10 protein-coding genes and 1 pseudogene are annotated in these 12011 nt (G+C 60.6%); 5 read left to right on the forward strand and 6 right to left on the reverse strand.

The genetic code is table 11. The annotated features are described in order from the left end of the window. Positions 1-26 precede the first annotated feature (26 nt). Complete coding sequence (pepT, locus tag C2U37_RS16330) at positions 27-1253, reverse strand: peptidase T (RefSeq protein ID WP_104452715.1); 1227 nt, start codon at positions 1251-1253, stop codon at positions 27-29. Positions 1254-2278: 1025 nt separating this feature from the next. Here pepT and speA point away from each other — a divergent pair. Together speA and C2U37_RS16345 are read left to right on the forward strand one after the other, a co-directional pair. Next, complete coding sequence (gene speA, locus C2U37_RS16340) at positions 2279-4180, forward strand: biosynthetic arginine decarboxylase (RefSeq protein WP_042882536.1); 1902 nt, start codon at positions 2279-2281, stop codon at positions 4178-4180. A 256-nt stretch (positions 4181-4436) separates the two neighbouring features. After that, entirely contained in the window at positions 4437-4625 is a 189-nt protein-coding gene (locus C2U37_RS16345; protein ID WP_043154249.1) for a hypothetical protein, read from the forward strand. Positions 4626-4670: 45 nt separating this feature from the next. Here C2U37_RS16345 and C2U37_RS16350 read toward each other — a convergent pair whose 3' ends face one another. Further along, positions 4671-4958, reverse strand: a complete 288-nt coding sequence (locus tag C2U37_RS16350) for a hypothetical protein (RefSeq protein WP_041212754.1) — start codon at positions 4956-4958, stop codon at positions 4671-4673. A gap of 164 nt (positions 4959-5122) precedes the next feature. Then, on the reverse strand, positions 5123-7231 hold the full coding sequence (locus tag C2U37_RS16355) for a putative bifunctional diguanylate cyclase/phosphodiesterase (RefSeq protein WP_233768408.1): 2109 nt from the start codon (positions 7229-7231) through the stop codon (positions 5123-5125). A 447-nt stretch (positions 7232-7678) separates the two neighbouring features. Here C2U37_RS16355 and C2U37_RS16360 point away from each other — a divergent pair, with 447 nt between their 5' ends. Next, positions 7679-8266: a histidine phosphatase family protein gene (locus C2U37_RS16360; protein WP_104452717.1), complete on the forward strand. Its 588-nt coding sequence runs from the start codon at positions 7679-7681 to the stop codon at positions 8264-8266. A gap of 48 nt (positions 8267-8314) precedes the next feature. On the opposite strand, the pseudogene C2U37_RS16365 reads toward C2U37_RS16360, so the two are convergent. Then, positions 8315-9535, reverse strand: a pseudogene (locus tag C2U37_RS16365) (DUF3427 domain-containing protein); the annotation flags it as partial. Between the two features lie 147 nt (positions 9536-9682). Further along, the gene (locus tag C2U37_RS16370; protein WP_233768410.1) at positions 9683-10663 is read right to left on the reverse strand and encodes an IS5-like element IS5 family transposase; all 981 of its coding nucleotides are present in this window, start codon (positions 10661-10663) and stop codon (positions 9683-9685) included. A gap of 117 nt (positions 10664-10780) precedes the next feature. On the opposite strand from C2U37_RS16370, the gene C2U37_RS16380 reads away from it, so the two are divergent. Together C2U37_RS16380 and C2U37_RS16385 are read left to right on the forward strand one after the other, a co-directional pair. Beyond that, a complete protein-coding gene (locus C2U37_RS16380) occupies positions 10781-11248 on the forward strand; it encodes a hypothetical protein (protein WP_052815663.1) in 468 nt (155 codons plus the stop codon). A 109-nt stretch (positions 11249-11357) separates the two neighbouring features. Further along, on the forward strand, positions 11358-11696 hold the full coding sequence (locus tag C2U37_RS16385; RefSeq protein WP_104452719.1) for a VOC family protein: 339 nt from the start codon (positions 11358-11360) through the stop codon (positions 11694-11696). 54 nt (positions 11697-11750) lie between these two features. Here C2U37_RS16385 and C2U37_RS16390 read toward each other — a convergent pair whose 3' ends face one another. Then, complete coding sequence (locus C2U37_RS16390; protein ID WP_104452720.1) at positions 11751-11951, reverse strand: DUF3955 domain-containing protein; 201 nt, start codon at positions 11949-11951, stop codon at positions 11751-11753. Positions 11952-12011: the final 60 nt, after the last annotated feature.

Here is a 12011-nt window from a genome sequence, read left to right on the forward strand (position 1 = left end):
ACGGGGCGAGCCCCGTCCTTGCCCCCTTACTCTGCCCGCCAGGCAGAGGTGAGGCGCACCAGCGCCACCAGGGTGGCGACCGCTTTTTCCATGGATTGCAGGGGGATGAACTCGTGCTTGCCGTGGAAGTTGTGGCCGCCGGTGAACAGGTTCGGGCAGGGCAGCCCCATGAAGGAGAGCCGGGCGCCGTCGGTGCCGCCGCGAATGGGTTTGATCTTGGGCACCACGTCGGCGGCCTCCATGGCGGCTTTGGCCAGCTCGACGATGTGGGGATGGGGCGCTATCTGGCTGCGCATGTTGCGGTAGTTGTCCACTATTTCCAGGGTGATGCGCGCCTTGGGTGCGTCCAGCTGAAGGGAGGCGACCCGCTCCTTGAGCTGGGCCTTGCGGGCGGCGAAGCAGTCATCGTCGAAGTCGCGGATGAGGTAGTGCAGGGTGGTCTCCTCCACCGTGCCCTCCATCCGGGCCAGGTGGAAGAAGCCCTCATACCCCTGGGTGCACTCCGGGGTCTGTTCGGCGGGCATGGCGGCATGGAAGCGGGCGGCCAGGGTCTGGCTGTTGATCATGCTGCCCTTGGCGGTGCCGGGGTGGACGTTGTTGCCTGTGATGCGCACCGTGGCGCTGGCGGCGTTGAAGTTCTCGCATTCGAGCTCGCCGAGCTCGCCGCCATCCACCGTGTAGGCCCACTTGGCCGGGAAGCGGTCCAGCGGGAAGCGGTCGGCACCGCGCCCTATCTCCTCGTCCGGGGTAAAGCCGACCCAGACATCGCCACGGGGGATCTCGGGGTGAGCCTGCAGGTATTCCACGGCGGTGAGGATCTCGGCGATGCCCGCCTTGTCGTCGGCACCCAGCAGTGTGGTGCCGTCGGTGGTGATGAGATCCTGCCCCAGGTAGTTTTTCAGGAAGCGGTACTGGCGGATGGCCAGCACCTCGTCCCCTTTGCCAAGGCAGATATCGCCCCCCTGATAGTTCTCGACTATCTGGGGGACGACGCATTCGGCCTCGTAATCGGCGGTGTCCATGTGGGCGATGAGCCCGATGGCGGGGGCATCCGGCTGGTTGCCCGGCAGGCAGGCGGTGAGGTAGCCATGCTCGTCCAGGGTGACCTGGCTTAGCCCCATCTGCGTTATTTCGTCGCACAGGGCCCGGGCGAAGAGGCGCTGTCCCTCGCTGCTGGGGCAGGCAGGATTGGTCGCATCGGAACGGGTATGAAAGGTGAGGTAGTGGAGAAAGCGCGAAAGCAGGGTGTTCATGGGCAAGCCTCGGGTCACGAAAGAGGAGTCATTGTGGCCAAGACGGCGGCGCCGCTTATTGCGTCAGCGCAGTTTTTGATGACTTTGTGGGGGAGAGGAGGGCCATCGAGGGGGAGGGGCGGGGATCATCGCTTGGCACCTTGCATAAAAATTCCAAAATAAAAACTGGTTAAGCAATTGCGAAAAAGCTGAATTTCCCCTCGGCCCAGCGCTGGCAAGGGGTGACCCCAAATGCGTGACGTGTTGGTTATTTTCATCGCCTCGCCCACGCACTCCCATCCCCCGCCATCCCAGAGCCCGCCTTGCTGGCAGCGAGATTTTGCCCCCCGATGAAAACCCGTTTTTTAACACGATTTTTTATTGTCACTGGCTGCGGTAAGTGTGTACACTCCGCGCCGATCCGAGGGCAACCCTGCGCAGGCCGTGTCCGCCAGACCCGCAGGATCATGACGCCTATAGGGCGAGGCACGCAGAAACGACAGACACTGCTGGGGAATGGTTTCTTTAATACCGGTTAGGCTCCGGTATCAGGGAGAACAACGGACTCTCATCTTTCAGCTGACCGAGTGGGCTTCGGGCTCATCATCTCCCTTGTCATGGGCGGTCACTGGCGTTGAGCGGGTCGTAGTGGTTGTCGTCCATCAACACGATGCGTGCTGACGTCTTCCCTTCTCTTCCTTGAAACCCTCTCCTGTCCGTCGGGGTGGCTGCCGAATGATGAACAAACGGCGTGGCTGATGCCGATTGTCATCAAAGTACCGCGGTACGCCGGCAAGGTGTTACCGCATACCGTTGAGCTTGATGTAAAGCCACCAGCCCCACATCAAGACTCGTTACTTCCCAAGATCCACCAGGCAGCCTTGGCTTGCCGCGATGTGCAATGAACAGGATGTGGCGGAGCATGCTCCGTTGCGGGTCCAGCGTCAGCAGGCCGCTCTGGCTTGCCGCATTTTGCAATCAATGGTCTGGATGTGATTGAGGGTAACGAAGGCGGCCCACGGCCGCTCATTTGCGAGGCATAGCCCATGACTAACTGGTCCAGCAAGGACTCCTTGAAGGTCTACAACGTTCCCTACTGGGGTGCGGGTTTTTTCAATATCAATGACGCCGGTCATGTGACCGTCTCTCCCGACAAGTCTCGCCCCGAGGCTCAGATCGTGCTGTCCGAGGCCATCGAGCAACTGCGCCAGTCCGGGCTGACCACGCCGGTGTTGCTGCGTTTCCCCGACATCCTCAAGAGCCGGGTCGATGCGCTGTTCAACGCCTTCGGTCAGGCCATCGAAAAGTCAGGCTATGAAGGGGATTACCTGTGCGTTTACCCGATCAAGGTAAACCAGCAGCGCCGCGTCATCGAGACCATCAGTCAGTCCTACAGCGACAAGCCCCGGCTTGGGCTGGAAGCGGGCTCCAAGCCCGAGTTGCTGGCCGTGCTGTCCCATCATCATGAGCAAGGGTCCGTGATCGTCTGCAACGGTTACAAGGACCGCGAATACATCCGCCACGCCCTCCTGGGCAACCTGATGGGTCACAAGGTCTACATCGTGGTGGAGAAGCCCTCCGAGCTGGAAATGGTGCTCGACGAGTCAGCTCGTCTCAACATCAAGCCCAACATCGGGGTGCGCGCCCGTCTGGCGTCCACCGGCTCCGGCATGTGGGAATCGAGCGGCGGTTCCATGTCCAAGTTCGGTCTCTCCGCCTCCCAGATCCTGGCGCTGGTGGAGCGTCTGCGCAGCCTCGGCAAGCTGGACTGCCTGCAACTGCTGCACTTCCACCTGGGTTCCCAGATCGCCAACATCCGCGACATCCAGGGCGGCATCCGCGAGTGCGGCCGCTTCTACGCCGAGCTGTGCCGTCTTGGCGCCAAGGTCGAGGTGGTGGACGTGGGCGGCGGCCTGGGTGTGGACTACGAGGGCACCCGTTCCCAGAGCCACTGCTCCGCGAACTACAGCCTCTCCGAGTACGCCAACAACGTGGTCTGGGGCATCGGCGATGTCTGCCGCGAGTTCGACCTGCCGCACCCGACCATCATCAGCGAGTCCGGCCGTGCCCTGACTGCACACCACGCCGTGCTGGTCACCAATATCATTGGTGCCGAAGGGGTGGAGGTGAACGACATCAGCGCCCCGGACGAGGACGCGCCCACCATCTTGCAGAACATGTGGAAAGGGTGGCTGGACCTGCGCGGGGAAGATCCCTCCCTGCTGGAGATCTTCCACGACTCCGTGGCGGATCTCGGTGACGTCAACGCCCAGTACACCATGGGCCTCTTGAACCTGGAGCAACGTGCCTGGGCCGAGATGCTGCACCAGAACACCTGTCTGGCGCTCAAGGAGCTGCTGAACCCAGTCAACCGCAACCACCGCGCCCTGGCCGACGAACTCTCCGAGAAACTGGCTGACAAGTGCTTTGCCAACTTCTCCCTGTTCCAGTCCCTGCCGGATGCCTGGGGTATCGGTCAGGTGTTCCCGGTGATGCCGCTGGCCGGCCTCGAGCGTCCGCTCACCCGCCGCGGCATCCTGATGGACATCACCTGTGACTCCGACGGTCAGGTGGAGCACTACGTCGACGGTCTGGGGGTGGAAAGCACCCTGCCGATGCCGGTCTACGGTGAGCACGAAGAGTGCCATGTCGGCTTCTTCCTGGTGGGTGCCTATCAGGAGATCCTGGGGGATCTGCACAACCTGTTCGGTGACACCCACTGCGCGGAAGTGTGGCTGGATGAAGAAGGCAAGATGGACATCCGCAACGTGGTGCGTGGTGACACCGTCGACCAGCTGCTGCGTTACGTCAACATCGACCCATCCGTGATCCGCGAGAACTACCAGCGCATCGTCTCCCACCCGGCGCTGGACGACGAGACCCGCAAGGCCCTGCTCGACGAGCTGGAGCTGGGTCTGCAAGGCTACGCCTACCTGGAAGACGAATAAGCCAGCGGCTTGTTCCCCGTCGGTCAAATGACGGACATGAAAAACGGCGCCTTCGGGCGCCGTTTTTGTTGCGCTGTTGCCTGGCTGGGGCCGGTTGGTGGGCTCTGTCATCCGGGCTGGCGACATCCGGCCCCGGCCAGATCCGGCCACTGCCCGCTTCTGCCCGCCACCTCCCTTGATCCAGGTCAAGGGGGACTCGGGCCGCTTATTTTACGGTCAAGGGTGATGTTGGTGAATGACACATAAGGATGTGCGTATGGAACTCAAGAAGGACCCGAGATGCTATACCGACGTTTGTATCGACGGTAAGTGGTATCACTACGATCACTGTAGCACTCACGTTTATATGCTGATGGGGGGCGCCGCCCCCAGCCTGCAGCTTGCCCATGAACCCGGCAGTGAAGAGGAGCTGGTGGAGATGCTCCGCCAGCACCCTCAACGCTGACTGCCTGCGGGCCATCGGGGGTATCGTCCCGGCGGCCCGCCTTGCTCAGCCCGCCTTGCGGCCCAGGATCTTCTTGCCCATCTCCAGCAAGGCCGTTGCCGCCGCATAGGCCTCGTCTGACTTGCCTATCTCGTCCGCCACGTAGAGAAAGCCGGATCTGTACTTCTCCACCGCCTCGCGGGGAGTGGCCGCGTCGATGAAATCCTCTTCCACCTCGAATCCTTGCGTTAGCAGCGCCTCCTTCTCCGTGAGGAAAGTGGGGGAGGCCATGTCGACATAGGTATATTGCTGACGGCGGGAGGCGGGGACGCTGAAGAACTGGTATCTGGCCATGGATGTGGCTCCTCTGAACGGGTGATCTGCCATGGGGGGCGCTCGATGCGCCCGGCAAAATAAAGGAGCATTCGAGTCTTGCAGCAGACTACCTTGAGTAGTGAAGGGACGCAATCGGGCTGGTGATGACCCTGGCGACACGGGCGCTGCGCCTCACCTGCTTGTCAGGCAAGCACACCTTCCAGCACCCGTTGGGGAGTCTCGGGAGCGCAGTGGACAAGCAGTTGCTCCCCGGTCATGGGGCGTCCGAGCAGGTAGCCCTGCAAGGTGTCGCAGCCCAGCTCGGTGAGCAGGTCCCGCTGCTCCGGGGTTTCCACCCCCTCTGCCACGATGCGCATCTCCAGGGCCTGACCCAGGGCGATGATGGCGGCGATGATGGTGGCATCGTCGCCTCCCCGCTCCAGGGTGGTGACAAAGCCCCGGTCAATCTTGAGCTCGTTGGCGGGGAAGCGCTTGAGGTAGAGCAGGCTGGAGTAGCCGGTGCCGAAGTCGTCGATGGAGATGCCAAGGCCGAGCTCGGCCAGACGGTTGAGGATGGCGAGGCTCTCCTCGGCCTTCTGCATGGCGGTGGATTCGGTGATCTCCAGGGTCAGGTGACGGGCCTCGAGCCGATGGCGGGCGAGGGCGCCCTGCACCTCCTCCAGCAGCCCGGGGCTGGCGAGCTGGATGGTGGAGAGATTGACCGCCACGCTCCAGTCGTGATGACCCGCCGCCCGCCAGGCGCTCATCTGGCGGCACGCCTCGTCGATGACCCAGTTGCCGATGGGGATGATGAGCCGGCTCTTCTCCGCCAGCGGCAGGAAGCTGGCCGGCGAGACGGCACCATGCTCCGGGTGCTGCCAGCGCAGCAGGGCCTCGGCGCCGACCACCTGGCCGCTGCGGGCACAGTATTTGGGCTGGTAGTGCAGGGCCAGCTCCTCCCGCTCCAGGGCGTGTTGCAGCTCCTTGTGCAGCAGGAACTGCTGGTGGGCGTTGGCGTTCATGGCGCTGTCGAAGTAGTAGTAGTCGTTGCGCCCCTGCTCCTTGGCGTAATACATGGCGGCATCGGCGTTGAGGGTCAGCTCGTGCAGGCTGGTGCCATCCTGGGGATAGACGGCAATGCCGATGCTGGCGGTGATGTGCAGGCTGTGGTGCTCCCACTCATAGGGCTGGGCCAGGGTGGCCAGCAGCCGCTCGGCAAAGGCCGTGGTCTGGCTCACATCCCCCGGCGCCAGTGCCAGCACGAACTCGTCCCCGCCAAAGCGCGAGGCGGTGTCGCTGGCACCAAGCAGGCCGGTGATGCGCTGGGCCACCTCGGCCAGCAGCAGATCCCCGGTGTGGTGGCCGTGGGCATCGTTGATGATCTTGAAGCCGTCGAGATCGAGAAACAGCAGGGAGAAGCTGCGCTGGCTGTGCTGACACTCCTGGATGCGCTGCTCCAGCCGGTCGGCAAACAGCAGCCGGTTCGGCAGCCGGGTCAGGCTGTCATGGAGCGCCAGCTTGAGCAGCTCGTCGTGGGCCTGGTGCAGGGAGGTGGAGAGCCTGGCGGCGTGGGCATCCAGCATGGAGAGCACGAAGGCGATGGCGAACACCGTCAGGGTCACTATGATGACCACGGTTGCCAGCCACTGGGTATTGAGACCGGTGTAGAGGGCCCCGCACAGGCTCTTTGCGGGGAACTGGGCCGCCGCCATGCCGGTGTAGTGCATGCCCATGATGGCGGCCCCCATCACCAGGGAGGCGAGGGCCTTGCTGAAGAAGGCGCGGGGCGAGCTGTTGCGCAGGCGAAACGCTATCCAGAGTGCGGCCCCCGAGGCGAATACCGCGATGAGGATGGAGAGGATGAAAAGCCCAGGCAGGTAGTGGATGCCGGGCGCTATCTTCATGGCCGCCATGCCGATGTAGTGCATGGTGGCGATGCCGGCACCCATCAGCACGGCCCCGAACAGGATCTGGTGCCAGGGGAGCTGGGGACGACTCACCAGCCAGAGCGCAAAGGCCGAGGAGCCGATGGCCGCCACCAGGGAGAGACCGGTGAGGGTCAGATCGTATCCCAGCGCGATGGGCAGGTTGAAGGCGAGCATGCCGATAAAATGCATGGACCAGATGCCGAGCCCCATGGCGAAGGCTCCCCCCGCGAGCCAGAGCACGGCGGCCCGTCCCCGGCTCTGGCTCACCCGGCTGGTCATGGTCAGCGCCGTGTAGGAGGCGAGCACCGCCACCAGGATGGAGAAGAACACCAGATCCTGGCTGTAATAACTGTCGAGCATGGGGTGGGTTGGGGTCACGTTCATTTACTCTGGGGTACATCAGGGCCTGAGCCTGGGCCGGGTCAGGGGAAATCGGGTGGCAGATTGTACACCAGGCGTCCCTGTCGTGAGCCAGAGATACGTACCAAAATGGCCCCCGGATCAGAGCAAAAACTCTGTCTTTTCTGGCATTGGCCGCCATCCTGTGACCGATAAACCGGCACATCCCCATTTTATCCCGTCTGAACAACAAGATAGGGGAGCATGGGGCGCTTGCCACGGCGCGCCGGGCCCGTGGCGAAGGCGTGTGGTATGCGCACAAGGCGCCTGTGCGATAAAGGCTCGCAGCCCCTGTCACCCCTTCACGATAGCCGCAGGCCATGCGCTCAAGGAGTCAGCACAAGCCTGCATCCTCCGGGTCTTGGTTGACCCGGTACATCTGTTATCATCTTCCCCCTGTTTTCTTATCTCGTTGACTCTGCTGGAGAAACCATGTCTCGAACCCTCTATTTGCTGCGCCATGGCCAGACCCGTTACAACGCCGAATTGCGGTTGCAGGGGCGTTGCAACTCCGAGCTGACCCCCAGGGGAGAAGCCCAGGCCCTCGCCATGGGGGACCGTCTGGCCAAGCTCCTGACCGAGCCCACCGACTGGACGATCTACGCCAGCCCCCTCGGCCGGGCACGGCAGACGGCGGAGCGGGTGTGTCAGCAGCTTGGCTTGGACCAGGAGCGCATCATCTGGGACGAGCGGCTGGTGGAGCTAGGGATGGGGGAGTGGGAGAGTCGCCGGGTGCCCGAGCTGCTGGCGGCCTACCCCGAGCTGGATCTGGAGGAGCCGGACTGGTATCTGCGGGCCCCCCATGGCGAGAGTTTTGAGAGCATTCAGCGCCGGGCCCGGCAATGGCTTGAGGACGAGCACATTGCCGAGCAGGCCATCGTGGTTTCTCACGGTCTCTTTGGCGCCATGCTGCGCGGCGCCTATGTGGATCTGGACTACACCACCACCTGGCTTCAGGAGCTGCCTCAGGATGCCTTCTTCAAACTCAGTGGCGGTCGCATAGAGCGGATTGCCTGCTGACCACACGAAGGCGGCCCGCCGTGGGTGGGCCTTGTTGTGATGGGTCGCTCAGCCAACTGCCAATTTGGCCGCTTCTTTCCACATAAAAGGCGGCATCGGAGTAGTGAGACGCCATTTAATGTTCATCGGTTGGCTACCGCTGTGGGAGATGTACTCCACCTCACCGAAGTTCACAAAGCCAAGGGTGCGGCCAAATTCATCTTTGCTCTGCTCACGAACGAACAGAAACAAACGCTTACCTTCTGCTCTGTGGTTTATGTAACTCAGCCCCTTACCTCGCTCTGGGCGAGCGCTGTTTTGGCTCTGCCAATGGAACAGCGACTCGTTGATGGCGTAGTCGTGATAACGGGTGGTGGGGGAGAAGTGCTGCTCCGTTTTGTTCAAGGTCACGAACAGCAACTCGATATTGTGCTCTGCGATGACATATACCCCTTCGCGAGCCGAGGGCTGTTGCGTGAAGGTGGTTGCCCCAAAGCCAACCAGCACCTGCTCTCTGGCATAACGGGCATGCAGTTGCAGTGGATTGCCGGGAAGATCCGGCATGGCTCTTTGTTCGTGCTGCACCCGGTTGATCAGCATAGGCAACAGATCTGCCAGCTCGGCCCTCAACTCAAGTTGATTGAGTTGTTTCAGGCTGTGCGCCAACGTTCTAAAGCCTGCGTTGGGGCCGCTTTGTTGCCAGAAGTCGTAATGGCACATTAAGGCCATCCGCTCATCGTGTTCAGCCGTTAAGGTAAAGGCGCTTTCCACCAAGGTTTGTAAGAAGTTCAAGTAATGGAGCGCATCACAGCCCAATAGCCGGGTTTTGATGGCCCGGGTGTAGAGGGTCGACAGCTTCTCATCGCTCATTTCAGAAACGGTATGGTTGTGGGCCTGTTTGACCAAGGCGCTCCAATTGCCGCGCTTGTAGATCTCCTCAAGGCTGATATGAGGGTAGAACTTCAGAAAATTCGCCAGTGTCAGCGGTAAATCGCAATCCTGTGAGAAACGGCGGATCAGGCCTATGAGGCGCGATGTATTGAGAGTCGCCTTTTTGATATTGCTCAGAATTAACTCTTGGGTCTGTTTTGAGAGCTCGATACGGCAGCCCAAGGGGGCGTGAGGGAAGCCCTGTTTGATCTCGTGGCTGATCGCCTTATTGGTTTTACCCACCAGTGCCCGGAATTTCTGGGCAAAGTCATACTCCGCACGGGCATTCCCAACAAAGTCCAATACGGTGCAGCACTCTTTATCGCTCGCCAGTCGCAGTCCGCGCCCCAATTGCTGCAAGGGAAGGTGCGAATAAGCGGGGAAATTCTTCTCGGCTGACGCAGTCATTTCATTTCTTCATGTTTGAGCCGATTTTTTCTCCCGTAAATGCCTTGAATCAGCCTATTTAGACCGTTTCTTCGCCATTTAAGGCGTTATTCCCAGTTTTTAGTTAGATCTCTCCCACTGACGTATCATTTGGTCCGCCCGAAACAGATTGGCCAGGGTGAATAACATCGCCAGTTGGCTATCGTTTTTCAGCAACCCCTTGTATCTGGCTTTCACGAAGCCGAACTGTCGCTTGATGATGCGAAATGGGTGCTCCACCTTGGCCCGGATGCTGGCTTTCATGTATTCGATGTTGATGGCCGTTTTGTTCTTGCGTGGATGCTGTTTCAAGGTTCTTACCTTGCCGGGGCGCTCGGCGATCAGCCAGTCCACATCCACCTCGGCCAGCTCCTCGCGCTGTGGCGCCCCTTGGTAGCCGGCATCGGCTGAGACAAATTGCTCCTCTCCATGCAGCAGATTACCCAGCTGATTGAGGTCATGCTCGTTGGCCGCGGTGGTGACTAGGCTGTGGGTCAGGCCACTCTTGGCATCGACACCAATGTGGGCCTTCATGCCAAAGTGCCACTGATTGCCTTTCTTGGTCTGATGCATCTGCGGATCGCGTTGCTGCTCTTTGTTCTTGGTAGAGCTGGGTGCCTCAATGATGGTGGCATCGACCAAGGTGCCTTGGGTCATCATGACGCCTGCTTCGGCCAGCCAGCGATTGATGGTCTTGAACAATTGGCGGGCCAGTTGATGCTGCTCCAGCAGGTGGCGGAAATTCATGATGGTGGTGCGGTCCGGCAAGGCGCTATCCAGGGATAACCGGGCAAACAGACGCATGGAGGCGATTTCGTACAGAGCATCTTCCATCGCACCATCGCTCAGGTTGTACCAATGCTGCATGCAGTGAATGCGTAACATGGTTTCCAGCGGATAAGGTCGCCGGCCATTACCAGCCTTGGGGTAAAACGGCTCGATGACTTCCACCATGTTTTGCCATGGCAGGATCTGCTCCATGCGGGACAAGAAAATCTCTTTTCTGGTCTGACGGCGCTTACTGCTGAATTCACTGTCGGCGAAGGTAAGTTGATGACTCATGATGAACCCTTTTTCATGGCTCCAGATGACAAACATGATCTCATATCAGGGACTTGTTCGCACCTTCCCTAGCCATGGGTGGCGAAGATAGAGAAGGCGAACCACAGGGAGGTGGTGATGGATCCAATTTCTTATCTTTTTTCGGCTTATCTCAATCTGGTGCAGCAACAGGTGACGGATATCTATGGCACCGAGCTAAAAACGCTGGTAGTGCCCTATGAGGGAGAGCAGGTTCCCTTCTCTTTCCAGCTCTGGCAGATAAAACAGCAAAGTGTCTGCCGTCCCTACGAGCAAGATGTGCGGCGCTTCAGTCAGTGCACAGTCAAGGCGCAGGCACTGTTTGGAAAACTGTGCGATGACCTGACACGGCAAGACGACAGCAGTTGGCAGCTTCCCAAGTACCGCACCATGTACTGCTCGGCCGCCATCGGCTATCGCCCCATGATTGCGGAGATCGCCGATGCCCAGCCGAGCCCGAGTAAGCTCGCGGAGCGGGCCTGCAATCAGGCCATTCTGGCGGCCATGGGCAGTGATGACGAAACCCTGCTGGCCCAGCGTGACAAGGCGTGTGCCGCCGTGCGTTAAGGTATTTCCCTAGTCAAAATAAGTGGTTAGCCCCCTGTGCACCATGCCACAGTTTCTATTGAGGCGGGTGGGTATGATGGTGCGGCAATCACCATGACAGGGAGCAAGCATGATAAGCCATATCGACCATCTGGTATTGACGGTCAGCGACATTGAGCGGGCGATGGCGTTTTACAGCGGCGCCTTCAAGATGGAGCCCATCACCTTCGGGGCAGGCCGCCGGGCGCTGCGCTTTGGCAACCAGAAGATCAATTTGCAGTTGCTGGGGGAGGAGGCGCGCAACCGGGCGCAGGTGGGGTCGGGGGATCTCTGCCTCATCACCAGCTGGCCCCTGGATCAGGTGATGGCCCAGCTGGCGAGCCAGGGGGTCGAAATCGTGGAGGGGCCAGTGATGAAAAGCGGTGCCTGTGGTCCCATCGAATCGGTCTATTGCCTGGACCCGGATTAGAACCTCATCGAGATCAGCCGCTATTGCTGAGCTCCTGATACCTTGCGGTTTGTGTCATAGCTCCCTGGTGCGCCCCTTGCGCAGCAGGGGGAGCAAGCTGAGAGCCATGCCGGTGAAGAGCAGCAGATAGCCCAGGGGCAGCAGGGCAAAGGGCTCGTGCAGGAAGCCCTGGGCATCGAGGGTGGAGCCCAGCAGGTTGAATGCCAGGAAGCAGCCGAGCCCGGCCAGGATCAGCAGGGCGCCTGTGGTTGTCATCGGGTTCTCCTCGTTTGCACATAAAAAGAGAGATGAGGGTGTCATGGCCCGGTGAAGCGA

Origin of the sequence: Aeromonas sp. ASNIH1, assembly GCF_002934285.1 — a bacterium.
Taxonomy (GTDB): Bacteria; Pseudomonadota; Gammaproteobacteria; order Enterobacterales; family Aeromonadaceae; genus Aeromonas; species Aeromonas caviae.

Coding starts and splice junctions, on each gene's coding strand:
- C2U37_RS16360 (WP_104452717.1), top strand. CDS start 7,679: ATGTCTCGAACCCTCTATTTGCTGCGCCATGGCCAGACCCGTTACAAC.
- pepT (WP_104452715.1), bottom strand. CDS start 1,253: ATGAACACCCTGCTTTCGCGCTTTCTCCACTACCTCACCTTTCATACC.
- C2U37_RS16390 (WP_104452720.1), bottom strand. CDS start 11,951: ATGACAACCACAGGCGCCCTGCTGATCCTGGCCGGGCTCGGCTGCTTC.
- C2U37_RS16385 (WP_104452719.1), top strand. CDS start 11,358: ATGATAAGCCATATCGACCATCTGGTATTGACGGTCAGCGACATTGAG.
- C2U37_RS16370 (WP_233768410.1), bottom strand. CDS start 10,663: ATGAGTCATCAACTTACCTTCGCCGACAGTGAATTCAGCAGTAAGCGC.
- C2U37_RS16355 (WP_233768408.1), bottom strand. CDS start 7,231: ATGAACGTGACCCCAACCCACCCCATGCTCGACAGTTATTACAGCCAG.
- C2U37_RS16345 (WP_043154249.1), top strand. CDS start 4,437: ATGGAACTCAAGAAGGACCCGAGATGCTATACCGACGTTTGTATCGAC.
- speA (WP_042882536.1), top strand. CDS start 2,279: ATGACTAACTGGTCCAGCAAGGACTCCTTGAAGGTCTACAACGTTCCC.
- C2U37_RS16380 (WP_052815663.1), top strand. CDS start 10,781: ATGGATCCAATTTCTTATCTTTTTTCGGCTTATCTCAATCTGGTGCAG.
- C2U37_RS16350 (WP_041212754.1), bottom strand. CDS start 4,958: ATGGCCAGATACCAGTTCTTCAGCGTCCCCGCCTCCCGCCGTCAGCAA.